22 protein-coding genes and 2 pseudogenes are annotated in these 25229 nt (G+C 63.4%); 11 read left to right on the top strand and 13 right to left on the bottom strand.

Annotation, left to right across the window (positions count from 1 at the left end; all coding sequences use genetic code 11):
- Window positions 1-34: 34 nt before the first annotated feature.
- The 3 genes from phhA (at window position 35) to CK620_RS04665 (ending at window position 2758) form a co-directional block, all read left to right on the top strand.
- Window positions 35-979 carry a phenylalanine 4-monooxygenase gene (gene phhA / locus CK620_RS04675; RefSeq protein WP_095549322.1) on the top strand — a complete coding sequence of 315 codons (945 nt, stop codon included), beginning with the start codon at window positions 35-37 and terminating at the stop codon, window positions 977-979.
- A gap of 26 nt (window positions 980-1005) precedes the next feature.
- Window positions 1006-1716: an SDR family NAD(P)-dependent oxidoreductase gene (locus CK620_RS04670; protein ID WP_095549321.1), complete on the top strand. Its 711-nt coding sequence runs from the start codon at window positions 1006-1008 to the stop codon at window positions 1714-1716.
- A 220-nt stretch (window positions 1717-1936) separates the two neighbouring features.
- Window positions 1937-2758 carry an undecaprenyl-diphosphate phosphatase gene (locus tag CK620_RS04665; RefSeq protein WP_095541693.1) on the top strand — a complete coding sequence of 274 codons (822 nt, stop codon included), beginning with the start codon at window positions 1937-1939 and terminating at the stop codon, window positions 2756-2758.
- A 36-nt stretch (window positions 2759-2794) separates the two neighbouring features.
- Here the strand turns inward: CK620_RS04665 and CK620_RS04660 are convergent, their stop codons facing one another.
- From CK620_RS04660 to CK620_RS14010, 7 genes are all read right to left on the bottom strand, one after another.
- Complete coding sequence (locus CK620_RS04660) at window positions 2795-3223, bottom strand: polyhydroxyalkanoate granule-associated phasin (RefSeq protein ID WP_238946020.1); 429 nt, start codon at window positions 3221-3223, stop codon at window positions 2795-2797.
- Window positions 3220-3978 (bottom strand): glutathione S-transferase N-terminal domain-containing protein, encoded by a 759-nt coding sequence (locus CK620_RS04655; RefSeq protein ID WP_095549320.1) that lies wholly within the window; start codon window positions 3976-3978, stop codon window positions 3220-3222. Before CK620_RS04655 ends, CK620_RS04660 begins: the two co-directional genes overlap by 4 nt.
- Window positions 3979-4105: 127 nt before the next feature.
- Window positions 4106-5131: an ABC transporter permease subunit gene (locus tag CK620_RS04650; protein ID WP_095539187.1), complete on the bottom strand. Its 1026-nt coding sequence runs from the start codon at window positions 5129-5131 to the stop codon at window positions 4106-4108.
- Between the two features lie 85 nt (window positions 5132-5216).
- Window positions 5217-5855, bottom strand: coding sequence for a lysozyme inhibitor LprI family protein (locus CK620_RS04645; RefSeq protein ID WP_095549319.1), 639 nt, complete (start codon window positions 5853-5855; stop codon window positions 5217-5219).
- A 146-nt stretch (window positions 5856-6001) separates the two neighbouring features.
- Window positions 6002-7147 carry a phosphatidate phosphatase App1 family protein gene (locus CK620_RS04640; RefSeq protein WP_095549318.1) on the bottom strand — a complete coding sequence of 382 codons (1146 nt, stop codon included), beginning with the start codon at window positions 7145-7147 and terminating at the stop codon, window positions 6002-6004.
- Window positions 7144-7515 carry a hypothetical protein gene (locus CK620_RS14015; RefSeq protein WP_095556027.1) on the bottom strand — a complete coding sequence of 124 codons (372 nt, stop codon included), beginning with the start codon at window positions 7513-7515 and terminating at the stop codon, window positions 7144-7146. Before CK620_RS14015 ends, CK620_RS04640 begins: the two co-directional genes overlap by 4 nt.
- Window positions 7516-7597: 82 nt before the next feature.
- Window positions 7598-7933: an ArsR/SmtB family transcription factor gene (locus tag CK620_RS14010; RefSeq protein WP_238946019.1), complete on the bottom strand. Its 336-nt coding sequence runs from the start codon at window positions 7931-7933 to the stop codon at window positions 7598-7600.
- A gap of 210 nt (window positions 7934-8143) precedes the next feature.
- Here CK620_RS14010 and CK620_RS04630 point away from each other — a divergent pair, with 210 nt between their 5' ends.
- The 5 genes from CK620_RS04630 to CK620_RS04610 all read left to right on the top strand — a co-directional run bounded on the left by CK620_RS04630 (window position 8144) and on the right by CK620_RS04610 (window position 13705).
- Complete coding sequence (locus tag CK620_RS04630; RefSeq protein WP_238946044.1) at window positions 8144-8773, top strand: CDP-alcohol phosphatidyltransferase family protein; 630 nt, start codon at window positions 8144-8146, stop codon at window positions 8771-8773.
- Window positions 8774-8881: 108 nt separating this feature from the next.
- Entirely contained in the window at window positions 8882-10261 is a 1380-nt protein-coding gene (purB, locus tag CK620_RS04625; RefSeq protein ID WP_095549316.1) for an adenylosuccinate lyase, read from the top strand.
- A gap of 389 nt (window positions 10262-10650) precedes the next feature.
- Window positions 10651-11634: a TerC family protein gene (locus tag CK620_RS04620; RefSeq protein ID WP_095549315.1), complete on the top strand. Its 984-nt coding sequence runs from the start codon at window positions 10651-10653 to the stop codon at window positions 11632-11634.
- A gap of 143 nt (window positions 11635-11777) precedes the next feature.
- Window positions 11778-13247 carry an IMP dehydrogenase gene (guaB, locus tag CK620_RS04615; RefSeq protein ID WP_095549587.1) on the top strand — a complete coding sequence of 490 codons (1470 nt, stop codon included), beginning with the start codon at window positions 11778-11780 and terminating at the stop codon, window positions 13245-13247.
- A 164-nt stretch (window positions 13248-13411) separates the two neighbouring features.
- Complete coding sequence (locus CK620_RS04610) at window positions 13412-13705, top strand: hypothetical protein (protein WP_143325931.1); 294 nt, start codon at window positions 13412-13414, stop codon at window positions 13703-13705.
- A gap of 225 nt (window positions 13706-13930) precedes the next feature.
- Here CK620_RS04610 and CK620_RS04605 read toward each other — a convergent pair whose 3' ends face one another.
- Together CK620_RS04605 and CK620_RS04600 are read right to left on the bottom strand one after the other, a co-directional pair.
- Entirely contained in the window at window positions 13931-15379 is a 1449-nt protein-coding gene (locus CK620_RS04605) for a hypothetical protein (protein WP_095549313.1), read from the bottom strand.
- A 74-nt stretch (window positions 15380-15453) separates the two neighbouring features.
- Complete coding sequence (locus CK620_RS04600; RefSeq protein ID WP_143325929.1) at window positions 15454-18318, bottom strand: hypothetical protein; 2865 nt, start codon at window positions 18316-18318, stop codon at window positions 15454-15456.
- 360 nt (window positions 18319-18678) lie between these two features.
- Here CK620_RS04600 and guaA point away from each other — a divergent pair, with 360 nt between their 5' ends.
- The 3 genes and pseudogenes from guaA to CK620_RS04590 form a co-directional block, all read left to right on the top strand.
- Window positions 18679-20325 carry a glutamine-hydrolyzing GMP synthase gene (guaA, locus tag CK620_RS04595; protein WP_095549311.1) on the top strand — a complete coding sequence of 549 codons (1647 nt, stop codon included), beginning with the start codon at window positions 18679-18681 and terminating at the stop codon, window positions 20323-20325.
- Window positions 20326-20350: 25 nt separating this feature from the next.
- On the top strand, window positions 20351-21901 hold the full coding sequence (locus tag CK620_RS13760; RefSeq protein WP_143325927.1) for a P-loop ATPase, Sll1717 family: 1551 nt from the start codon (window positions 20351-20353) through the stop codon (window positions 21899-21901).
- A gap of 177 nt (window positions 21902-22078) precedes the next feature.
- Window positions 22079-22183, top strand: a pseudogene (locus CK620_RS04590) (DUF1153 domain-containing protein); the annotation flags it as partial.
- Between the two features lie 2 nt (window positions 22184-22185).
- Here CK620_RS04590 and CK620_RS14455 read toward each other — a convergent pair.
- The 4 genes and pseudogenes from CK620_RS14455 to CK620_RS04570 form a co-directional block, all read right to left on the bottom strand.
- A pseudogene (locus CK620_RS14455) lies at window positions 22186-22441 on the bottom strand (DUF72 domain-containing protein); the annotation flags it as partial.
- 94 nt (window positions 22442-22535) lie between these two features.
- Window positions 22536-23438: a hypothetical protein gene (locus tag CK620_RS04580; protein ID WP_095549309.1), complete on the bottom strand. Its 903-nt coding sequence runs from the start codon at window positions 23436-23438 to the stop codon at window positions 22536-22538.
- Window positions 23435-24310 (bottom strand): hypothetical protein, encoded by an 876-nt coding sequence (locus tag CK620_RS04575; protein WP_095549308.1) that lies wholly within the window; start codon window positions 24308-24310, stop codon window positions 23435-23437. The genes CK620_RS04580 and CK620_RS04575 overlap by 4 nt, the downstream gene beginning before the upstream one ends.
- Window positions 24307-25212, bottom strand: coding sequence for an ATP-binding cassette domain-containing protein (locus tag CK620_RS04570; protein WP_238946018.1), 906 nt, complete (start codon window positions 25210-25212; stop codon window positions 24307-24309). The genes CK620_RS04575 and CK620_RS04570 overlap by 4 nt, the downstream gene beginning before the upstream one ends.
- Window positions 25213-25229 lie beyond the last annotated feature (17 nt).

Raw genomic sequence — 25229 nt, 5'->3', positions numbered from 1 at the left:
CGCCATGCCTGTCAAAACAACGAGGAGACACCGCATGAACGCCGCACCCGAGAAAACCAAACACGGCCTGGCCGCCGGGCTGGAGGCCGCGCCAGCCAACCCGGACTGGACCATCGACCAGGGCTGGGAGCACTACAGCGCCGAGGAACACGGCGTCTGGAAAACCCTGTTCGAGCGCCAGAGCAAGCTCTTGCCCGGCCGCGCCTGCCGCGCCTTCGTCGAAGGCATGCGGCAGCTGCCGATGCGCGCCGATGAAATCCCCGATTTCCGCCGCCTGTCGGACGTGCTGATGAAGCACACCGGCTGGCAGGTCGTGGCCGTGCCCGGCCTGGTGCCCGACGACGTGTTCTTCGACCACCTGGCCAACCGCCGCTTTCCCGCCGGACAGTTCATCCGCAAGCCGCACGAGCTGGACTATCTGGAAGAGCCGGACGTGTTCCACGACGTCTTCGGCCACGTGCCCATGCTGATGAACCCGGCCCTGGCCGATTTCATCCAGGCCTATGGCGCAGGCGGCATGCGCGCCAAGGAGCTGGGCGTGCTGGACAAGCTGGCGCGGGTGTACTGGTACACAGTGGAGTTTGGCCTGCTGCAGGAAGATGGCGGTCTGCGCATCTACGGCGCAGGCATCGCTTCCTCACGCACCGAAAGCCTGTTCTGCCTGGAAGACGCCTCGCCCAATCGCATCCGCTTCGATCTGGAGCGCGTCATGCGCACCCGCTACCGCATCGACGACTTCCAGGAAAGCTATTTCGTGATCCGCGACCTGGATGAACTGCTGGAGCTGGCGCAGATCGACTTTGCGCCCATTTACCAGCGCGTCGGCCAGGCCGGCGATCTGCAGCCAGGCGAGGTGCTGGAAAGCGACCTGCTCTTCACCCGTGGCAATGGCGACTACCACCGCGCCCGCCGCGCCGCTGCCAATGCCGACACCGAGGCCGACACCGAGGCCGACACCGATGCCGGCGCCAACGCCTGAGCCCCCCCCTTTCTGGAGCCCCTGCCATGAACCACCCCGCACGCACGCTGCTCATCACCGGCGCCAGCGGCAACCTGGGCCGCGCCGTCGCCCAGCACTTCCGCGCCCTTGGCGAGCGCCTGATCCTGCTCGACCACAGCCCGCAGGCGCTGCAACAGCACTTTGGCGACTGGCCCAAAGCGCAGGCCCTGTGCCTGGACTGCGACCTGCTCGACCCGGCCGCGCTGGCCGCTGCGCTGGCGCGCGCGCGCCAACACTTCGGCCCGATCGAGGTGCTGTGCAACCTGGCTGGCGGCTTTGACATGGGCCCGCCGGTGCATGCCACGCCGCTGGAGGCTTGGCAGCGTCAATACCAGCTCAACCTGCTGACCGCGCTGCACGCCTGCCAGGCCGTGGTGCCGGACATGCTGGCGCTGGGCCGCGGCAAGATCGTCAACATCGGCGCGCTGGCCGCCGCCCACCAGGGCGCGCCGCACATGGCCGCCTACACCACCGCCAAGGCCGCCGTGATCCGCATGACCGAAAGCCTAGCCGCCGAGCTGCGCGAGCAGGGCATCAACGTCAATTGCATCCTGCCCAGCATCATCGACACCCCGGAAAACCGCGCCGCCATGCCCGATGCCGACCCGGCCCGCTGGGTCAGGCCGCAGCAACTGGCCGAGATCATTGGCTTTCTCTGCTCCAACGCCGCCAACCCCATCCACGGCGCCGCGCTGCCGGTCAGCGGCCTGAGCTGAGCCGGCTGGCACACCAGATCAACTGCCACACCGCGCAGCGCCGCTGGCAGCGCCGGGGCGCGCAGCCGGCATGCGACAATGCCGCGGCCCTGACCCGGGCCCATGCCCTTGCCGTAAAGGCCTGGCGTGGCGCTTTTTCCTCCCACATCTTCCCGCCCCGCTGGCACAGAGGGCGCGCCTGCCAGGCGCCTGCCGGGCGCTTGCGGCGCGCACCGTCACCATGAGCTGGTTTGAAGCCATTGTTCTCGGGCTCCTGCAGGGGCTGACCGAATTCCTGCCCATTTCCTCCAGCGCGCATCTGCGCATCTTCGGGCCGCTGCTGCCCTCGGGCGGTGATCCGGGCGCGGCCTTCACGGCCATCACCCAGCTGGGCACGGAGGCAGCGGTGCTGCTGTACTTCCGCAAGGATTTATGGCGCATCGCCCAGTCCTGGCTGCGCACGCTGGGCCAGCCGCTGGCGCGGCTCGATGCCGATGCCCGCATGGGCTGGTTCATCATCGTCGGCACCGTGCCCATCGTCGTGCTGGGGCTGCTGTTTCAAGACGCGATCGAATCGACGCTGCGCAATCTCTACATCACAGCCAGCATGCTCATCGGCTTTGCGCTGGTGCTGGCCTGGGCAGATTGGATCGGGCGCAAGACCAGGCCTTTGCAGGCGCTGACGACGCGCCACGCGCTGCTGTTCGGCCTGGCGCAGGCGCTGGCGCTGATCCCGGGCGTGTCGCGCTCGGGCGGCACCATCACCGGAGGCCTGCTGCTGGGCTACACCCGCGAGGCCGCAGCGCGCTATTCCTTTTTGCTGGCCATTCCGGCGGTGATTGCCTCGGGCTTTTACCAGCTGCTCAAAACCTGGGGCAGCAACGCCGTGCCTGCCGGGCCCACGGCGCTGGCCACGCTGGTGGCCTTTGCCAGCGGTTATGCGGTGATCGTGGTGTTTCTCAAATGGGTTTCGCACCACAGCTATCTGCCCTTTGTGATCTACCGCCTGGCGCTGGGGCTGCTGGTGCTGGCGCTGCTGGGGCTGGGCGTACTGCACCCCTGAGCGCCTGCAACGGCCCGGGCGGCGGGCCCCGCCAGATCAGCGCCGCGACCGGCGCTGGCCGGTCAGCCGCCGAGCATTGGCCGTGGCGCGGCGGTGCACGGGCTGGATGCCGCTGAGCGCCGTATCCAGGCCCGCTTCACGCAGGCGTTGCTGCGCCCCACGGGCCAATTGCTCCCAGGCGCCCGGCTGCATCCAGCCGCCCAGCGCCATTTGCCACCAGGCCTGGGTGCACCACAGCGCCCATTGCTGCTGCGCGGCCAGCGCCTGGACTGCCATGGCTTGCCAGGATTGCGCAAAGGCTTCGGCTTTCTCGGCCCCCATGCGCTGGAACTCACGCCGGTCGCGCGCGCTGGGCTGCGGCCCAGCCGTGAGCATGCGGCCCACGCGCACGGCCACGACCTGCGGCGCCGCCTGCATCAGCTCGCCACTCTTGCGCGCCAGTTTCGCGCGCTTGCCCGCCGTCATGGCTGCTCCCCGGCAGCGGGCACGAGCAGGCCGCGCTGCACCGCCGGGCGCTCGTTGAACGCGGCCAGCACGCGCTGCACATGCTTGAACTGCTCAAAACCCACCAGCTCGGCAGCGCCATAGCCCACCACCAGGTTGCGCACCCAGGGGAAGATGGCGATGTCGGCGATCGAATAGGCGGCCTCGCCCCGGCCCAGCAACCAGTCGCGCTCCTGCAGCTGCTGATCCAGCACGCCCAGCAGGCGGCGCGATTCATTGGCATAGCGCTCGCGCGGGCGCGGATCCTCGATCTCGCGGCCAGCGTATTTGTAGAAGAAGCCCAGCTGGCCAAACATCGGCCCCAGGCCGCCCATTTGCCACATCAGCCATTGCAGCGCCTGGTAGCGCTGCGCGCCGTCCTGCGGCAGCAGTCGGCCGGCTTTTTCGGCCAGGTAGATGAGGATGGCGCCGCTCTCGAACAGCGCCAGCGGCTGGCCGCCCGGGCCATCGGGGTCGAGGATGGCCGGGATTTTGTTGTTCGGGTTCAGCGAGAGGAATTCGGCCGTGAACTGGTCATTGGCCGTGATGTCGATGCGGTGCGCCTCGTAGGGCAGGCCCAGCTCCTCCAGCGCGATGGACACCTTGGCGCCATTGGGCGTGGTCAGCGAATACAGCTGGATGCGCTCGGGGTGGCGAGCAGGCCACTTGCGGGTGATGAGAAAGTCCTGCAGCGGCTTGCCCTGGACTTGGCCGGCAGTATTGGGGGTCTGGGTCATCGCAACTCTCCTGCAATGCGGGATGGAAACAAAATGCGCGCCATCATGCCAAAGCTGCCAAGCCCTTGGGCGGGCCTGCGCGAATCACCACGCCGCAGGCGCTTGTTTTCATGCAGGGGTTGGCAGCTCAATCGAACTTCACGCGCGGATCGACCCAGACATAGCACAGGTCGCTGATGAGCTTGGTCAGCAGCCCAATCAGCGTGAACAAATACAGCGTGCCCAGCACCACCGGGTAATCGCGGCGGATGATGCTTTCATAGCCCAGCAGGCCCAGCCCATCGAGGGTGAACAGCGTCTCGATCAACAGCGAGCCAGCAAAGAACGCGCCGATGAACGCCGCCGGAAAACCCGTGATGATGGGGATCAGCGCATTGCGAAACACGTGGCGCCACAGCACCTGACGCGGCGCCAGGCCCTTGGCGCGGGCCGTGAGCACGTACTGCTTGCGAATTTCCTCCAACACGGCGTTCTTCGTCAGCAGCGTGGTCACGGCAAAGCTGCCGGCGACCATCGAGATCACGGGCAGGGTGACGTGCCACAGGTAATCGAGCACGCGCTCGCCCCAGCCCATGTCCTCCCAGCCCGGCGAGCTCAGCCCGCGCAGCGGAAACCATTCGAGCTGGCCGCCGAACACCACCAGCAAGATCACCCCCAGCACAAAGCCCGGCACGGCGTAGCCCAGCAGCACCAGCAAGGTGGTAACGAAATCGAAGCGGCTGCCCGCGCGCACGGCCTTGGCCACGCCCAGCGGCACGGCCACCAGATAGCTGATGAAAAAGCTCCACAGCCCCAGGCTGATGGACACGGGCAGCTTCTCGCGGATCAGCTGCCACACATCCTTGTTGTGCATGAAGCTGCGCCCCAGATCCAGGCGCGCGAACTGCCCCAGCATCTGCAAAAAGCGCTCGTGCGCCGGCTTGTCGAAGCCATACAGCGCCTTGATCTCTTGCAGCCGGCGCGCATCCACGCCCTCGTTGCCCCGGTAGTGCAGGCCTGCGCCCTCGATTCCGCCCGGCCCGGCGCGCGACTCGGCCAGGTACTGCTCCACCGGCCCGCCCGGCACGAACTGCACCACGATGAAAGTCAGCAGCAACACCCCCAGCAAGGTGGGCAGCATCAGCAGCAAGCGCTTGACGATGTAGGCAAACATGGCGAGGGGCTTTCAAGGAGAACCGTCGCGCCGGATTATCGGGCAGGGCCACAGAGCCACAGAGCCACAGAGCCACAGAGCCGCCCTAGCGCCCGGCCGCCGATTGGGCCTGGGCCCGCTGGCGCAGTTGTTGCAGCAGCGCTGGCCAGCCGGCTTCCTTGGGCGGGGCCGTCTCTTGCGTCGCGCCGGCGGTGCTGGCGGCGCTGGTCGATGCCCCGGGCTGCGCCTCTTGCGCTGGCGGGCTGTTGACATCCTCAAACAGGCCTGTGTCGGCCAGGCCTTGCAGCTCTTGCGCGCGCAGGGCGGTTTCGCGCAGCGTGCAGTCGTTGGCCAGCAGGCGGGTGATGGTGCCGCCATTGGGGTCGAGCAGAAACTCGCAATGCGCATCGCGGTATTGCAGCCAAAGCCGCTGCGCGTGCTTGAGCTGCTCCTTGCGCTGCGCGCTCAGCTGCGCGCGCAGCGCCTGGTAGTGGGTGTTGAGGCGGCCGTCCTGCACCGCCAGCTCCTTGGCCATGCAGTCGATGATCTCGGCATTGACGGCATCGGCGCGCTCCAGGCAGCGCCCGTAATCCTCGGTGTACAGCGGCGGCTGCGCCTCAGGCTCTGGCTGCTGCGCCAGCGCCAGCAACGGGCCGGCCAGCAGCGCCAGCACGGCGGGGCGCCAACGGCGCGCTTGGGGGGCAAGCCCTTTGGGGCGCTGGCAGTTCAGGGGCTTCATTGGCATGGGCAATCCTTGTTCAAGACGATCGCGTGGTTATAGCCCTGCGCCGCCCAGCCTGGCTGCAAGCAAACGTAAAGCCCCTGCGGGCCGGGGGCCTGCAGGGGCTGGGCTGGAGGTTGGGGGGCTTGGGGGCGCTGGCTGCGCAGCCGTCAAAGCCAAAAACCGTGTTGCTGCGCAATGGCCAGGCCTTGCGCGCCGTCCTCGATCAGATACCAGGGCGTGGCGGCGGGCAGCGCCGCCATGGCCTGGCGGTAGCGCGCGGCCGTGGGCGCTTGGCCGGTGACATCGCGGATCAGAATGGCCGCCACCTGCTGCGGGTGGCCGCTGGCCACCTGGGCGTAGATCTCCGGGTCGGCCTCGCCCGAGTCGCCGATCAGCACGAAGCGCCGCCCGGGAAAACGCGCCATCAAACGCTGCAAGTGCGCCAGCTTGTGCCGCTGGCCATCCTGAGCGCCTGGGATGAGGCGGTTCCAGGCGGTCGATTCGCGCAGCTGCAGGCAGCCGCCCGGAAAGCCATAAGCCTGCAAGAAGTCCTGCAGGGGCTCCAGCAGCTGCACCGGGCTGGATGACAGGTAGTGCAGCTGCACATTGCGCCCGGCCTGGGTGCCGGCGGCCTGCATCTGGCCCAGCCAGGCGGCCATGCCCGGCACGGCCTCGAAGGGGGCAAGAAAGGTGTTGCGCAGCAGCTGGCGCGTGTCGCGCACCTGGGAGATCTTGATGGTGTCGTCGATGTCGCTGACGATGGACAGGCCCTGTGCCGGCACGGGCCAGAGCCAGCCGCGGCTCTGGCTGCGGCCTGCCACGGCATAGGCCAGCGGCTGCGCCGGGGCGCGCTCCCAGGCCGGGTTCCACAGCGCGCTGGGCAGGCTGATCTGCGTGGAGCTGCGGCCTGCGCGGTCGGTGCGATTCACAGGCAGTGGGCCTTGCCCATTCAGTGCAATCGACAGGCGCTTGCCGCGCTCGGAATCCTTGAGGAACCAGCGCGCGCGGGCCTCGAACAGCGCGCGCTCTCGCGCGCTGAGCTGGCCCAGCTCGATGCCCAGATAGCGCGCAAACAGGGTGCGAGCGCCCGGGCGGCGCTCGTTTTCATATACCCATAGCTCGATGTCGGCATGCAGCAGGCCATCGTCGCCCTGCCACAGCAGCCCGGGCAGCGCCAGCACGTGCTCATCGCGCTTGAGCGGCGATGCGTGCACGCCGCCCATGCCCGCTGCCGCGCATGCAGCGGCCATCAGGGCAAACAGGCCGCGCCGCCGCAGCCCTTGTGCGGCGGCGCTGTCATCGCCCGCGCTCACGCGGCGGGGGCCACCACTTGCAACGGGCCGTGGTCGTCGCAGTGGTCGCCGTGCGGGTGGTGCAAGTGGCCATCGACCAGATAGTCCACGTGGTCGCCATGGGGCACGGCCTCATGGCCGCAGCCCGGGCCATGCACGTGGCCGGGCTCATGGCCCTGGCAGCGGTGCTGCGGCGTGCAGGCATCGGGGTTGGTGGCCGAGACGGCAATCACATGCTCGTCCACGTGGTCGCCATGCGGATGGTGCAGGTGCCCGTCGTGCAGGTAATCGACATGGCCTTCGTGCATCACGGCCGTGTGGCCGCAGTGCGGGCCATGCTGGTGGGCGTGGTCGTGGTGGTGCGGCTGGTTGCAAGTGGGTGCAGTCATGGACGACTCCTTTCAGTGGTGAATCAAACAGGGTGAGGAAATCAACGCGCTGCGGCCCCTGCCCATAGGGCTCTTTGGCGCACTAGGCCAGCTCCGCAGCGTGGTGCAGGATGTTGCGCAGCAGCTCGTGCACGTGCTCGTCGGCCAGCGCGTAGAAGATGTGCTTGGCCTCGCGCCGCCGCGCCAACAAGCCCGCGGCATGCAGGGTCTGCAGGCGCGCGGACACGCTGCTGAGCTTGCCGCCTTCGCAGGCCACCAGCTCGGAGACGCACATCTCCCGCTCGGCCAGCCACAGCAGCAGCCGCAGCCGCGCCGGATCGCTGAGCGCATGGCACATGGCTGCGGCCAGCTCCAGCTGCTGGGCCGGGTACTGCATCGCAGGCGGCGTGGCTTGATCGTGCTGGCAAGGGCTGGTCATGGCTTTGCGGGGCTTGTTCATTCCATTATTTTTTGTAATGTTAGATCGTTGTCCAAGGCAGGTCAAATCACATCCCGCCAATACCCATGAAGCCCTCATGCCCGCCAGCGTCTGCTCAAAGGTCGTGGCGCTTGTCGGCTCTTGCCAAATCTTCTCGAACACGCCTTGCGCGATACTGTCGGGCCATTGCATCGCACATTCGCCGGCATGATTTCCATCTACCAGCTCAAACCCAAGTTCCAGAACCTTTTGCGCCCCATGGTGGCGCGCCTGCACAACGCGGGCGTGAGCGCCAACCAGGTCACGCTGCTGGCTGCAGCCGTGTCAGTGCTGCTGGGGCTGGCGCTGGCGCTCAACCCAGGGCGCAGCGGCTGGTTTGCGCTGCTGCCGCTGTGGATGTTTTTGCGCATGGCGCTCAACGCCATCGACGGCATGCTGGCGCGCGAGTTCGGCCACCAATCGGCGCTGGGCGCTTATTTGAATGAGCTGTGCGATGTGCTGGCCGATGCGGCGCTGTTCCTGCCCTTTGCCCTGCTACCCGGCGTGGCCGGCACGCCCGCGGCCCTGCTGGTGTACCTGGTGGTGCTGGGTGCAGCCGTGGTCGAGCTGGCCGGCGTGCTGGGCCTGATGGTGGGTGCCAGCCGCCGCTACGACGGCCCCATGGGCAAGAGCGATCGGGCCTTCGTCTTCGGCGCGCTGGCGCTGCTGGTCGCCCTGGGCTGGTGGAGCGCCACGTGGGTGAGCGTCATCCTGGCCGTGGTGCTGGCCTTGCTGATCTGGACCGGCGTGAACCGCGTACGCAATGGGCTGGCTGAGGCCGCCCAGCGCGCGGCGAGCTAGAGCGTGTTCACACTATGCAAGCAAGCCCCGCGCAGCCGCCCTGCCACGGCTGTTGGGCGGCTGCTTGGGCGACCGCTCGGGCGGCTGCGCCTACATACAATAACGGGCATGAATCTCTCTGCCCTGACCGCCCTCTCGCCCCTGGATGGGCGCTACGAAAAAAAACTGGCCGCGCTGCGCCCCATCGCCAGCGAATACGGCTACATGCACCGCCGGGTGCAGGTGGAAATCACCTGGTTCATCGCCCTGTCCGAAGCGGGCTTTGCCGAATTCCCCGCACTCAGCGCCGATGACAAGGCCTATTTGCTGCAACTGGTCGAGCAGTTCAGCCAGGCCGATGCCCAGGCCATCAAGGACATCGAAAAGACCACCAACCACGACGTCAAGGCCGTGGAGTACTGGATCAAGGAGCGCCTCAAGGGCCGGCCCGCGCTGGAGCGCGCGGCGGAGTTCGTGCACTTTGCCTGCACCAGCGAGGACATCAACAACACCAGCCACGCACTGCAACTGCAGGCCGCGCGCGATCAAGTTGTGTTGCCGGGCCTGCAGCAGGTCATCGCGCGGCTGCGCGAGCTGGCGCTGGCCCATGCCGACGTGCCCATGCTCAGTCGCACGCACGGCCAGACAGCCAGCCCCACCACGGTGGGCAAGGAGCTGGCCAACGTGGTCGCACGCCTGCAGCGCGCCGCCGCCGCCATTGCCGAAGTGCCGCTGCGCGCCAAGATGAACGGCGCCGTGGGCAACTACAACGCCCACCTCTCGGCCTGGCCCGAGTTCGACTGGGAGGCCTTCAGCCGCCGGGTGATCGAAGCGCCCGCCCCGGCGGGCCTGGGGCTGGTGTTCCAGCCCTACAGCATCCAGATCGAGCCGCACGACTACATGGCCGAGCTGTTCGACGCCGTGGCGCGCGCCAACACCATCCTGATCGACCTCAGCCGCGACATCTGGGGCTACATCAGCCTGGGCTACTTCAAGCAAAAGCTCAAGGAGGGCGAGATCGGCTCCTCCACCATGCCGCACAAGGTCAACCCCATCGACTTCGAGAACGCCGAAGGCAATCTGGGGCTGGCCAATGCCCTGCTGCGCCACTTGGCCGAGAAGCTGCCCGTCAGCCGCTGGCAGCGCGACCTGACCGACAGCACCGTGCTGCGCAACCTGGGCGTTGCCCTGGGCTATGCCACGCTGGCCTACAACGCCCTGCTGGTGGGGCTGAACAAGCTTGAGCTCAATGCCGAGGCCGTCGCCCAGGATCTGGACAACGCCTGGGAGGTACTGGCCGAGCCCATCCAGACCGTCATGCGCCGCTACGGCGTGGCCGGCGCTTACGAAGCGCTCAAGGCCGTCACGCGCGGCAAGAGCGTGGCCGCCAGCGACCTGCACGGCCTGATCCAAAGCCTGGAGATCCCCGCCGAGGCCAAGGCCAGGCTGCTGGCCCTGACCCCAGCCACTTACACCGGCAAGGCCCAGGAGCTGGCGCGGCGCATCTGAGACGCCTGCACCCAGGAATGCCTCTGCGCCCAGCGCAGCGCCGCGGTTCATGTAGAGCATCCCTTGTGGTTTAATTCGCACCTCGATTTCGAAGGGGAGTATCCCTGCAGCCATGCTGCAGCCCGCTTGCGGTTTGCCGGGGACAGCGCCACATCGCTGCCCAATAGGCACGCCGCCCTGGCCGGGCTGCCAGGCGCCAGCGGCACTGTGCCGCCTGAGTAGTGCGCCACATGCGCCCAACACCCATCCGTCAATACGGGCTGCGCACACTGCGGCCCCGGGTGCGGTGCTGGCCAGCGGGCTGACCGTGCGCCATGCGTACCGGCCAGGCCTGCGCCAGGGGAGAGACTTTCGAGCCCATCAACCGCAAAACTGCCCATAGGTAATGCATGGAACTCGCCCTCCCCTTGGAATTTGAAGTCGGCTCCTTCATCGTGCTGACGCTGATCCTGGTCGCTGACCTGCTGCTCATCATCAAGCGCCCCCACATCCCCTCGATGCGCGAGGCATCGCTGTGGGTGGTGTTCTACGTCACGCTGGCGCTGATCTTCGGCGCTCTGATGTGGTTCTTCGCCGACAAGGAACACGCTGGTCAGTTCATCGCCGGCTGGCTGACCGAATACTCGCTGTCCATTGACAACCTGTTCGTCTTTGTGCTGCTGATGGCGCAGTTCCGCGTGCCACGCCAGTACCAGCAGGAAGTGCTGATGGTGGGCATCATCCTGGCGCTGGTGCTGCGCGGCATCTTCATCCTGCTGGGCGCGGCGCTGATTCAGAACTTCAGCTGGATCTTCTACATCTTCGGCGCCTTCCTGGTCTACACCGCATACAAGCAGGCCTTCCCAGGCCAGGACGACGAGGCCGAAGACCTGGAGCCCGCCATCGTGCGCTTTGCCCGCAAGCACATGGAGATCGCCCCCGACTACGACGGCGCCAAGGTGCGCACCACCTTCAATGGCCGCCGCATGTGGACGCCCATGTTGATGGTGTTCATCGCCATTGGCTTTACCGATCTGATCTTCGCCATCGACTCCATCCCGGCCATCTTCGGCATCACGCAAAGCCCATTCATCGTCTTCACTGCCAACGTTTTTGCGCTGATGGGCCTGCGCCAGCTGTACTTCCTGCTCGGCGGCCTGCTGGACCGACTGAAGTACCTGCACTACGGCATTGCCTTCATCCTGGCCTTCATCGGCGTCAAACTGGTGTTCCACGCCATGCACGTCAATGAGCTGCCCTTCATCAACGGCGGCCAGCCCGTCACCTGGGTGCCGCACATCACGACCTGGGTGTCGCTGGGCGTGATCGTGGCTTCGATGGTAGTGGCCACGGTGGCCAGCCTGGCCTCCAAGGACAAAGCCGCGCACCACTGAGCAACCACAAGCCCAGGCCGGGCGGCGGCCCGCCCGCATCGCCCGGCACACGCGCCCGCAGCCATTTGGTTTGCGGGCGCTTTTTCATGATGGGCCTGCCGTTGAGCCCGCAGCGCTACAATCCGTTTTTTGGAGAAAACCCCATGCGACTTCTTGGCAAAGCGCTCACCTTCGACGACGTTCTACTGGTGCCAGCGTTCTCGCAAATCCTGCCCAAAGACGTTTCTTTGGCCACCCAGTTCTCCCGCAACATCCGCCTGAATCTGCCGCTGGTCTCGGCCGCCATGGACACCGTGACCGAAGCCCGCCTGGCCATTGCCATCGCCCAGGAAGGCGGCATGGGCATCGTGCACAAGAACCTCTCGGCGCAAGAGCAGGCCAGCCAAATCCTCAAGGTCAAACGCCATGAATCGGGCGTGGTGCGCGAGCCCGTGACCATCACGCCTGAGCAGTCCATCCGCCACGTCATCGACCTGTCCGAGGAGCTGGGCATTTCCGGCTTCCCCGTGGTCGAAGGGCGCAAGGTGGTGGGCATCGTCACCAGCCGCGATCTGCGCTTTGAAAACCGCTTCGACCTGCCCGTGCGCGACATCATGACGCCGCGCGAGCGCCTCATCACCGTGCCTGAGGGCACCTCGCTGCAGGACGCCAAGGCGCTGCTGAACAAGCACAAGATCGAGCGCCTGCTGGTGGTCAACGACGCGTTTGAGCTCAAGGGCCTGATCACCGTCAAGGACATCACCAAGCAAACCACCTTCCCCAACGCTGCGCGCGATGCCGATGGCCGCCTGCGCGTGGGCGCTGCCGTGGGCGTGGGCGCGGGCACCGAGGAGCGCGTCGAGGCTCTGGTCAAGGCCGGCGTGGACGCCATCGTGGTGGACACGGCCCACGGCCACAGCAAGGGCGTGATCGAGCGTGTGCGCTGGGTCAAGCAAAACTACCCGCAGGTGGATGTGATCGGCGGCAACATCGCCACCGGCGAGGCCGCGCGCGCGCTGGCCGAAGCAGGCGCCGATGCCGTCAAGGTTGGCATTGGCCCCGGCTCCATCTGCACCACCCGCGTCGTCGCCGGCGTGGGCGTGCCGCAAATCACCGCCATCGACAACGTGGCCAAGGCCCTGCATGGCACAGGCGTGCCGCTGATCGCCGATGGCGGCGTGCGCTACTCGGGCGACATCGCCAAGGCCATTGCCGCAGGCGCCAGCACCGTGATGATGGGCAGCATCTTCGCCGGCACGGAAGAAGCGCCCGGCGAGATCGTGCTGTTCCAGGGCCGCAGCTACAAAAGCTACCGCGGCATGGGCAGCATCGGCGCCATGCAGCAAGGCAGCGCCGATCGCTACTTCCAGGAAAGCAGCACCGGCAACGCCAATGCCGACAAGCTCGTGCCCGAGGGCATCGAAGGTCGCGTGCCCTACAAAGGCTCGCTGGTGGCCATCATCTACCAGATGGCTGGCGGCGTGCGCGCTGCCATGGGCTATTGCGGCTGCGCCACGATCGAGGACATGCGCGATCGCGCCGAGTTCGTGCAAATCACCTCCGCAGGCTTCCGTGAAAGCCACGTGCACGACGTGCAAATCACCAAGGAAGCGCCCAACTACCGCGCTGGCTGACACCGCGAGGCTGTGCTGGCTGGCACCAGCGGCGCGGGCATCCGCCGCCCGCGTTTGCAGCCCAGCCCCCTTGCCGGCCCCTCATGCTTGGCGCCGGGCGCTTGGCGTCCGGCACTGCGCATTCTTTCTGCGCCCACTTTCTGCGCGCCCCCGCCCACATTGCCATGGATCAACATCACCACAGCAGCACGCCGCCCTTGGCATCGCCGCACCGCAAATGGGCCTTCGCCGGTTGGCTCGCGGCCCTGGCGTGGCTGGCGACCTCTGTCGCCTGCCTGATGTACGTGCTCTATGGCAACCCCGATGCCGGCATCTGGAGGCATTGGGCCGCCATCATCTGGCAGCTGGGCCAAGTGCTGGCCATTGCCTGCTTCACCCTGGGCATGTGGCAATTCAAAAAGCACCGCCACTGGCAGCAACGCCACGATGGCGCCGCGCCCGAGCAACCCATCCCCTGAAATTGGCCTCCCGCCCTTGTGCAGCGCTGGCCAGGCGACCGGGCAAGCCGCCTGCCCATGAGCTGCTCTACTGCGCCCCAGGGCTGCGCTGCCCAGGCGCTTGCCTTTTGCCCCGACCCCAGCCAAAAACCAGGCCAAAAGCCAAGCCCAAAAAAACGGCCTTGGAGCGCCGTAGCGCTCCAAGGCCGTTTTACGCAAGCTTTACATAGGCCCTACGCCAGAACTTTACGCAGACTTTCTCCCGGCAAAGCGACGGCCCAGGCCCGCAATGCCCAGCGCCGCCAGCAGCAATGCCCAGGGCGCGCCCACCGGCACAGGCGCAGCCCCCGACGGCGCCGTTGGCACAAGCCCTTTGGCGCGCACGGCCACCAAAGGATCGTGCAGATATCCATCGGACGCACTCAAGTCCCAATCGCTGTTGTCCTGCAAGTCAAAGCGCAGGCCATGCTTGTAGGTCTTGCCATCAGCGCTCACATTGCTCAAGGGCGTCACCCGGTCCGTCACATCGCGCCATTCAAACCGATTCACGCCAGTCAAGCGCACCAGCTTGTAGTAGCGGTATGTTTCGCCAGCTTGCAGCGCCTGACTGAAGGCGCTCGCATCGTCATACAGCACCTCCATCGTCAGCGTACTGCCTGCATCACACCAACCTGCGGTAAAGCTCAAGCCCATCGCAGGCTCCAGCCCCGCAGGCAAAGGCGGAATAAGCACGCCCAAATGCGCATTCTGAGACAGGCGGGGCTCATTGCTCAGCGAACAGTCCTGGCCGCCCCCGTCAGCAATGCGCACCTGGTGCTTCAGGGTTTGCCCATTTTCAATATTCGTCACCTCGGCCGCCTTGCGCACAGCAGGGGTCGTGAACGGCTCAAACGCCATCACCGGCCCGTACGTGCCGTTGGGCAATTTGCCGACCGTATAGGCCCGATACGTCGTATTCGGCAGAAAGTCCTGATTCGGCGGGGGCTGCATATACACAGAGGTATACAAACCTTCAAAAGACTGGGCCTGCGTGGGCCAATGCGCCCACGCATTGGCCTCAATCTCTTGCGCCGTTGGCTCTGGTTCGCTGGCCGGCAAAATGGCGTAGAAAAAGTCCACGCCATTCATATTGGGCGAACCTATAAAGCCGTATGTGCGCAAATCGACCAACTTGGGTTCAAACAAAATATCGACAAACTCTGGCAGGCTGGCGGGCGATTTCGTCCGAACCTGGATGCTGCGCAATTCCCCACGCTGCCCGCTGGGCGACTCAGTAAAGGCGTAAACGGTGTAATCGGTTTCAGGCTTCAAGCCGGTGACACTATAGGTAAGCGTATGCGGCACCGGATTGCCGCCAAACTGATCCACCTTCTGCCCTGTCGCATAGTCGCCAGGGTGCGCGGCAATCAAGGCCTGCGGGTGGCGCACCTGCTCCAGCGTTGGCGCAGGCCTGCCATTTTTTACCGCCAGTGAATGCAACTTCAAGACCTCGCTGGAGCCACTGCCATCGCCATGCAAGCGCAAAATCACCGCATGGCCAAAAGCCTTTTTCAGCTGCATATTCACCAGATGCTTGAGCGCCACCTCATCGCCTGGATGGGCCGGCTGATTTGCCAAAGCAAGCGATGGCACAGCGCCTGCCAGAACGCCGGCCATGGCCAACAGCCCGGCATGAACCTTCAAAGACTGCAACATAAAAACCCCTTCAGAAAATTCAAAAATCAATCGCCCAAAAAACAGGGGGCCATCACCCCCTGTTTCACATCACGTCACTTGCGACGTTGGCGCACGCGGCGCGCCACGCCCAGCATGCCCAGGGCCGCCAGGCCCAAGGCCCAGGGCGCGCCCACCGGCACGGGGGTAGCGGAAGCCGGAGCGCCGCCAGCGCCCTTCAGATTCAGCGTGAAAAGCGCCGTATCGCATTGAACGGGTGCTGCTGCCTTGCGGCAGATTTTGTAGCGGTACTTGTACTCCCCTGCGGGGGCGTCCGCTGGCACGCTCACCGTACCATTGGTATTCAACACCAGCGCTTTACCCCCGGGAGTCTGGCCAACAGCCTCCCAAGAGCCGACTTGCAGCTCCCAGTCGCTCGACAGAGAGGCATCTTGACCATCGACCAAATCGTTGCCGAAGATCGAAGGCGTTGTGCCGCCTGGCGGCACGTTGTCAAAAACGTCGTCCAGCGCCGCGATTTTCGCCGCCTCCACCTTGACAGTAACCTTGGCCGAATCGCACGTCGTAGAGTTTGGCAGGCAGATGGCATAGCCGAACTTGTAAATGCCCGCTGGCGCATCCTTTGCCGCCTTGATCGTGCCATCAGCATTCAAACTCAGCTTGCCTTGCCCCCCTGCAGGGTTACCCGCATCCGGCTGCCAGTCGCCCTTCAAATTGGCATTTGTGCCAATCGCAACGTTCGCGCTGCCCACCTGGTCGTTGGTGAAGATCGAAGTCGTCGTGCTCTTGCCAGCCACCAAGGGGGTTGCTTGCCAATCGTCGTCCTGCGCATCGATCGCTTGCGGAGGCGCCGACGCCTTCACCTTCACCTCAGCCGTTTTGCAAATGGCATCGTTGGGCGCAGGCAGGCAAATGGTGTAGTTGTACGTGTAATAGCCTGGCGCAGCGTTGCTGGGCACAACGACTTTGCCCTCGGCATTCAAGGTCAGTTGATTGGTTTGGCCGCTGCCCACAGCAATCGGAGGAACGGAATCGGGCGCTTTGGGCTTCCAAGAGTTGGGCTTGAGCTCGGCATTCGTGTCAATAACGACTGGCGCATCATCGACCGTATCGCCCTTGTAAACGGACTCCGTCGTGGTCGTGCCTGGGCTCACCTCGCCAAAGTTCTCGTCATCTGCCACAAGCGCCACGACTTTGAACGTGACATTCGCTTCCTTGCAAAGCGTGCCAGCACCAACAGCGGTGCAAAGCTCATAGGTGTAGGTGTAAGCGCCAGGCGGCGTGCCCACAGGCACTGTGACTTGGCCGGTGCCATAGTCGAATTCTGGCTTGGCTGGGGCGGAGGTGATGTCCGGGCCGCTGGTTTTCGTCCATGAGTCTGGCTCGAACTGGGCATTTTTCCCCGACCCTGCCAACACAGGCTTCACGCCTGCAACCGTGTCGTTCTCAATGACGGAGGGTGACAGGGGATCAGGCCCCACGCCGACGGTACCATAGTCATCGTCCTTGACTTCCAGGGCGGGTGCGTTCACTTTGATGAACACCTCGGCCTTGTCGCAAGCGCTATCAGCGGGCGTAACCTCTGGCCAAACGCAAATCTTGTACCGGTAAACATAATTCCCCGGCGCAGCCCCCGCAGCAACGGTGACCTTGCCTACATCAGGGCTGGTAGGGTCTGTATTGAGGGTCAGGGCATTATTGTCAGGGCCTGTGACACGCTCCCATGTGTTTGGATCCAAGACGGTATTTTTCTCCGTCCCGTTGAGCTCGATCTCCTGCAGGTAGGAGCGATCATTGGCAAGCACGGAATCGGACTGGAAGCTGGCGTCATTGGTGCCCTCCTTGAAAGGGTCTGCCATTGTGCCATCGGGCGCCGCAAGAATCGAGGTCATGCACGAAGCGCCGTCGGAATTCCCAGCTGCCACGGCGGTAAACACTTCCGTAGCGGCGCCCGTTTCCACGTTGATTTCAAACACCTTGCCGCCTGAGGCATAGACGAACAGCTTGCCATCGCGGCGCATGGCGGCAGAGGCCATGTAGCCGCCAATGTTCATCCCCGTAATTTCAAGACGGGAGACATGGGCGGCGTGCCCGCTGGTGGCCGAGACCTCAGCCTGCGGCTGGGTGACCCGGAAGCGGTACAGATACCACTTGCCATCCATCTTGTCGCCCAGGCCATACAGCACGCTTTGCGTGCCCGTGCTTTCGGCCTGGCGCACCGCAAAGTCGGTGATGATCTTCGCGCCAGACGGAGTGGGCGCCAAGCCAGCCTTGTAACCGGCTGGCAGGTTTGCGGCTTCTTCATCTTTAAACTGGAGCTGCCACGCTTTTTTGGGGGCAGGATCAGGCTGGGCAGCGCTACCGGCAGCAACGGAGTGCAGGCCTTGCACCACATACAGCTGGCTGCGGGGCCCATCCACCATGAAGTAGTTGCCATACCGGTCAAAAGTCGCGGCAGCGCCGTTGATGGGGCTGGTCACGGCATTGCCAGCGGTATCCACAAACTGCACGCGCAGTGCGTTCTGGTAGGGAGCGCCGTTGTTCGGGCTGAAGGGAATAACAAAAGGAAGGCCGCCCAAATGGCCAATGCGGTACAGGCCGATGCGGTTGCCGCTACCGTCTGAGTTTCCGGTGCCGTCTGGCCCCACAGTAACCCGCTTCATGGCGTACAGGTAGTTGTCGCGCGGGTTGTAGGCCAGTGCGTTCAAGTCTTTGTAGGCGGCGGCGGCTGGGCCACCTGCATCAATGGGGCCATTGACGTTCCCCTGCGCCCCGCCGCCCCAAGGATTCATCTGATACGTATACAGACCTGTAGCTTTCGAGTCAGCGCTGCGCCCCACGTACATCTCGTCATTACAGGTCCAGGGCTGGTGTTGCGCCCAGGCCCCCCCCCCCGCAGTCAGACAGGCCAGCAGCACGGCCGAACGGACAAATGTAACCTTATGCTTTTTATGTTTCATGACGACCTTTCACACAAGTGGAAGCGGAAAAAAGACGAAAAATCCGCGCCATTATGCTAGAGAAAAGGCCCCGCAAGATACGTTTTCTTGCGCCCTCTAACGCGCAAATACACTTATTGACAACGCGGCGCGCCCCCGCTTGCCATGGCTGCGCCAGGCTCGCGGCGCGGCATGGCCTGATAGGCCAAAATAGCGGCCCTTTACAGCGGGGGCTGCGCCATGAGGGCCCATGCGGGGCCACAGCGCCGCAGGGCGCGGCTGTTCACCAGCGCCGTCACCGCACAGGCTGCACTGCGCCCTCGCCCGCTGCCATCTTGGTCCTCTGTTTTTCCGCCTCCCCGCCAGCCTTCCCCCGCCGCCATGCAACACGACAAAATCCTCATCCTCGACTTCGGCTCGCAAGTCACCCAGCTCATCGCCCGCCGCATCCGCGAAGCCAACGTTTATTGCGAAGTGCATCCCTGCGATGTGAGCAGCGACTGGCTGCGCGACTACGCCGCCGATGGGCACCTCAAGGGCATCATCCTCTCTGGCAGCCACGCCAGCGTCTATGAGGTGGATGACCGCGCGCCCGACGACGCCTTTGAACTCGGCCTACCCGTGCTCGGCATCTGCTACGGCATGCAAACCATGGCGCAGCAGCTCGGCGGCCAGGTCGAGGGCAGCCATACCCGCGAATTTGGCTACGCCGAAGTGCGCGCCCGCGGCCACACCGCGCTGCTCAAAGACATTCAAGACTTCCACACCCCCGAAGGCCACGGCATGCTGAAGGTGTGGATGAGCCACGGCGACAAGGTGACCGCCTTGCCCGAGGGCTTCAAGGTCATGGCCAGCACGCCCAGCTGCCCCATCGCCGGCATGGCCGACGAGGCGCGGCGCTTCTACGGCGTGCAATTCCACCCGGAAGTGACTCACACCGTACAGGGGCGCGCCATGCTGGAGCGCTTTGTGCTCGACATCTGTGCCGCCAAGCCGGACTGGATCATGCGCGACCACATCGAAGAAGCGGTGGAAAAAATCCGCGCACAAGTGGGCGATGAAGAAGTCATTTTGGGTCTATCCGGCGGCGTCGATTCCTCCGTAGCCGCAGCGCTGATTCACCGCGCCATTGGCGACCAGCTCACTTGCGTGTTCGTCGATCACGGCCTGCTGCGCCTCAACGAAGGCGACATGGTGATGGACATGTTCGCCGGCAAGCTGCATGCCAAGGTGGTGCGCGTCGATGCTAGTCAGTTGTTCCTGGATGCACTGAAGGGCGTCTCCGACCCCGAACAAAAGCGCAAGATCATCGGCAAGCTGTTCGTCGATGTGTTCAAGGCCGAGGCGGAAAAACTCAAAGCCGCAGGCAGTGGCGAAGGCTCAGGCGTTGACGGCGGTCGAGCCGTCAAGGGCGCAACCTTCCTCGCACAAGGCACGATTTATCCCGATGTGATTGAATCGGGCGGCGCCAAGAGCAAGAAAGCCGTGGTCATCAAAAGCCACCACAACGTCGGCGGCCTGCCCGAACAACTCGGCCTGAAGCTGCTGGAGCCGCTGCGCGACCTCTTCAAGGACGAAGTGCGCGAACTCGGCGTGGCGCTCGGCCTGCCGCACGACATGGTCTATCGCCACCCCTTCCCCGGCCCCGGTCTTGGCGTGCGTATCTTGGGCGAAATCAAAAAGGAATACGCCGACCTCTTGCGCCAGGCCGACGCCATCTTTATTGAAGAACTGCGCTCAACCATCGAACCCCACAGCGGCAAAACCTGGTACGACCTCACCAGCCAAGCCTTCACCGTCTTCCTGCCCGTCAAATCCGTCGGCGTCATGGGCGATGGCCGCACCTACGACTACGTCGTCGCCCTCCGCGCCGTCCAGACCAGCGACTTCATGACCGCCGACTGGGCGGAACTGCCGTATGCGCTGCTGAAAAAAGTGTCATCGCGCATCATCAACGAAGTGCGCGGCATCAACCGCGTGACCTATGACGTGAGCAGCAAACCGCCTGCGACGATTGAGTGGGAGTAAACGATAATCTTTTGGAGATATTTTTATGATTAAATTGAAAGATATCTTTCTTGGAAAGACGGATGCAAAAAATGAGGTTTTGAGCAATAGTCCTGAAGAAGAAAAGCGATTCCTTGCTTCTTTTGTAATTCCCCCATCGTTAATGGTAGATAAATTTTTGTCTCAAGATAAATATTATATTACTGGACTTAAGGGGACAGGAAAAACTGCGTTACTCAGATATATTTCAATTAAATTGAGTGAAAATGAAAATAATCATTCTAGTTTTGTTTTATTTAAGTCCGAAATTGGTGAAGATATTCGTAAAGAATTTACTCGAGCAGCTAGAATACAGTTAGTTGATGAAAAAAGCAACTCCAGCTCATATGATGGTGATGATTATGAAGCAGTCTGGAGGTGGTTTATATACAAAAAAATTTCCACGTTATTGAAGGGAGGAGTGGTGAAGCCATTTCAAAATAACGCGAATTTATCTGATTTTATCTCGTTAGTTGGCTCTGAAAAGTTCTCCGAACGCAAAAAAAATGGATTAATTGGACTTTTTCCAAAATTAAAAAATGGAGAGATTGAAATCAGCAAATCGCCAAGGCTCAATATTAATTTTTCGTGGGATGAGAGCGGAGTGGCAAGAGTTAAATTTAATGAATTGGTTTGTTTGGCAGATGAACTTTTCAATGAGCTGGATTCTGGAGGGGATAATTTAAATATTTTCTTTGATGAGCTTGAACTTAATTATGTTAGCAGAAAACAACATAAGAGGGATGTTCGCCTAATTCGAGATTTGATTGTCTCTATAGAACGAATGAACGCTGTTTTTAAGCAAAAAGGTTATCCGATTTGCTTATATGCAGCTGTTCGATCTGAAGTTCTTAGTGAAACAGAAGCTCTTGGGAAAGAGATAAATAAACCCATTGCAGATTTTGGGAGTGCTATTTTATGGAATCGCCCTGGGCATGACGCAAAGCAGCAACCACTTCTCCATATAATTGAACAAAGAATTAATAATGCCATAGAGGAATCCGGAGGTAAGCGGATAAAATCTTCAGATATTTGGGATAATTATTTTCCCAAGGAAATTTATAGACAATCACCGCAAAACTATATTCTTCACAATTCTTGGTATCGTCCTAGGGATATAGTACGATTACTCCTTAAAGTGCAGGATCAATATCCAGAAGAAGAAAGTTTTACTTTGCAAAGCCTCGAGGCAATCAGAAAGGCATATTCTAAAGATTCTTGGCAGGAGCTTGCAGAGGGGTTAATGGCGAAATATAAAGCAGAAGAAATTGAAGGAATTAAAAACATTTTTTATGGATGTAAGCAAATTTCGAGTGTTTCCGAGCTTGATGAAAGAGTGCGTAAAAAAGCTGAAGAATACAGTGATACGAAGAAGCTTCTGCAAAGATTTGGGCTCAGGGAAATATTAAAAGATTTGTTTCGCATGGGAATAGTCGGAAATATTGATAGGAAAAGTAATAAAATGAGATTTTCATTCCGTGGTGATGATGAAATACTTTTTGAATATGAGATATTTGTTCACAATGCATTAAAAGCACATCTTTCAATATTTAACTAAGCAAGCCTCCAAAAGTGAGAAGATTTTTTAATAGTTTTTAAACAAAAGCCGTTGAAGCTCACTTCAACGGCTTATTGCTTTTCCTCAGTCTCAAAAAATCAGTAAATCAAGATGCTGGCTTTGTAATGACCCACTGATTTCCTGCTCAGGTGTTACCTTCACTAGAGGAGACACCCAATGAGTGCAGTAATGGACGAAGAAATCAAACGTTGGACAGCGCGGCGCAAGTCGGCGCTGGTGCTTGAGATCATCCAGGGCAAGACGACGGTGGCTGAGGCAACGTAGCCTTCCGCCTTGTTATTGATGGTCACATAAGCATTTTGCCCTGCGCCGCAGGTGCCGATATGACGCGGGCGAGGTGGGCGCGGGTGGTAGGGTCGGCGTCTTGCAGGTGGCTGAGCGGGGCGTATTGCGCCTTGGCGCTTTCGCAGGCGTCGTGGCAGGGCGGTGCAGGTTCCAGCGGCAAGCAAGCGGGCCGGGCCTCAGCGCACGCAGCAGGGGCAGTTGCGCTTCAATGGGCGACATTTTGGCGTGCAGGCCAGGCGATTGCTGGCTGATATATCGCTACGGGTTTGCCATGCCAAGCCTTGTGGTCTGCTTGGGTCGCCCCGTCCGCCACAAAGCACAAGCTGCGCTACGGCCCCACCGGCGCAGGCGGGGCGCACAGGGGCAGGCTGTCGCTGACGAAGCAGTCTGGGCAGGGCTGCTGCAGTGCCTGCCGCTGCTCGGGGGTGAGGGGCTGCAGTTGCAGCAGGGGCAGCACGGCGCTGAGCTGCTGGCTGTCCAGCCGGCTGTCTTCGCTGGCGTGCAGTTGCAGTTGCTGCAGTTGCCCGCCATGTTGGAGTTCAACGCGGCCGCCGGCGTTGACGATGCACAGCCGCTCGACCTGCTCGGCATTGATCACGACCTCGCCGGAGCCGTCTGCTTGCTGGGCGCAGCGGGCCTGGGCTGCGGCGGGCATGGGCGCGGGCTCGGCCGGTTGGGCGGTGTTGGGGGCGACGTTGGGGGCGGGGTTGGCTGGGCTGGCCTCGGGCTGTGCCTCATCGGGGCGGCATGGGATGTGCGAGACCAGCTGCAGCTGCCCGACCTGGCCGCGCTGCCAGTGGATGCCCTGGGCCTCGACATGCAGGGCAGGCATTGGCACCTCGGTGCGGAGAGTCAGGTCGGTGCCGCGCAGGCGGCGGATGTGGGCGGGCAGGTGCAGCGCCAGAATGCCGACCGACTGACCGGCCATGGGGCTGTGCGCTTGAAGGTACAGGCGCTCGCCCTGGCGCCAGCTGCGCAGTTGCACGGCGCGGCCAATGAGGCGGGCGTAGGCGCCAGGCGCTTTGCTGAAGCTGACTTCGGTTTGTCTCGCCCAGGCAGGCTGGGAGTGCGCGCCCAGCAATACCACTTCATTCGCGCCATCGAGCAGTGCCTCGTCCAGCAATTGCTGCGAGGAATCGGGCGCCGCAAACTGGTCCGACAGCAGCATGGCGCCCCAGAACAGGCCCAGCGCCAGCAAAAACAGGGCGATGGAGATGCGGCGGCGCCTCATGCCAGCTCCCGCTCATGCAGCGCGCGCCAGGCCGCCAGCCACAGCAGGGCCGGCGTGCCCAGCCAGAACAGCGCCACGACCAACTGCTGCAACGCGCTGGCCTGCTGCGCCTGCAGGCTGCCGGGCAGCAGCTGGGCCAGCTCCAGCCGGCTCAACTGCACGCCATCGCCCACGGCATCGAGCAGCCCGGTGGCCATGAACAGCGCCAGGCCCAGCAACACCGTCTTGATGGCGGGCGCGCGGCGAAACCACAGGCTGCCCAGCACGGCAAAGCCGCACAGGCCGGCGAACATCAGCGCAATGCCCAGGCGGTCGGCCACGGCGTCGTACAGGCCCGCCCGATCCGGGTGGGGCGCCATGCGCAACGGGTGAAACAGCGCCCATTGCTGCGGCCTGGGCATGGCGAGGGAGCCGCGCTGCGCCTCGCTCAACGACTGGAAGTGCGCCACGGCCAGCTGGTATTCCAGCTCCGCGCCCAGGCCGTTGAGTGCGCCAATGACCAGGGTGTAAGCCAGCGGATAGGCCAGCAGCAGCGTCAGCGCCGCCAGCAGCCATTTCTCGAACACCGAGGCCGGGCGCATCAGCAGCAGCAAGGCGGCGCCAGGCTGGCGCAGGCCCTGGAAGTACAGCCCGGCAAACACCGGCCCAGAAAGCAGCAGCCCGGCGGCGTAAAGCTCGGCCTGGCCACTGGTCTGCAAGGCGTTGTGGCTGTGGTTGTTGCCCACCGCCAGGGCCAGCAGCAGCGCATACAGCAAGGCCCCGGCCAGCGCGAAGCCGGCCCAGCCGCGCCAGCGCTCAGCCCATTGCACACGCGCCAGCCGCACAAAGCGCGACAGGCTGAAGAAAGGCGATGGCGCAGCAGGCGCGTTCATGGTGCATCCTCCTGGGCGGGGGGCGCTTGCAGCGCCGCCAGCACGCCCGCTTCGTTCAGGCTGATGGCCTTGTACAGCAGCTCCAGCGGCACGGGCGCGGCCGGCTCGCCAGGCCGGCGCGCGGCCAGCCAGACGGTGTGCCCGCCCATGGCCTCCTGGTGGATGGGCGGCGGCCCCGGCGGCAGCGCCTGCCCTGCCGGGGCCAGGCCCAGGCGCAGCCGCTGGCCCAGCTCGGCCATGCTGGCGTCGAGCAGCAAGCGCCCCTGGCCCAGAAACCAGATGTGCTGCAGCACCTGCTCCAGATCGTGCGCCTGGTGGGTGCTGACCAGCACCGTGCGCCCGGCCTGCTCGGGCTGCATCAACAGCTCTTTGAAGCGGCTGCGGCCGAGGATGTCCAGCCCGTTGGTGGGCTCATCCAGCAGCAGCAGCGGTGTGCGCACGGCCAGCGCAAAGGCCAGCGCGGCCTTTTTCTTCTGCCCCAGGCTCATGCCGCCAAAGCGCTGCGCGCCGGGCACCTGCAGCGCCTGCAGGCAGTGCGCGAACAGCGCCGCGTCAAACTGCGGGAAAAAACTGCCGTGCGTGCGCTGCAGCTGCTGCGGCGTCAGATCGGGCAGGTGAAACTCCTCGGGCAGGATATAGACCTGTTGCAGGAACTGCGGCCGGCGCTGGCGCGGCACCTGGCCCAGCACGCGTATCTGGCCCGCCTGCGGCCCCAGCAGCCCGGCCAGCAATTTCAGCAGCGTGGATTTGCCACTGCCGTTGTGCCCGAACAGCCCATACACGCCGGGCCGGTCGATCTGCGCCTGCAGGCCATCGAACAGCGCGCGCGGCCCATAGCCAAAGCGCAGCCCTTGCATTTGCAGCAAGGCGGCAGCGGCTGGGCGATTCTGGGTGGCGGGCATGGTGGGCACGGCAGGGT

It is taken from the genome of Vandammella animalimorsus, from assembly GCF_002285285.1.
GTDB lineage: Bacteria > Pseudomonadota > Gammaproteobacteria > Burkholderiales > Burkholderiaceae_C > Lampropedia > Lampropedia animalimorsus.
This window is presented reverse-complemented; position numbering and strand designations above follow the sequence as displayed.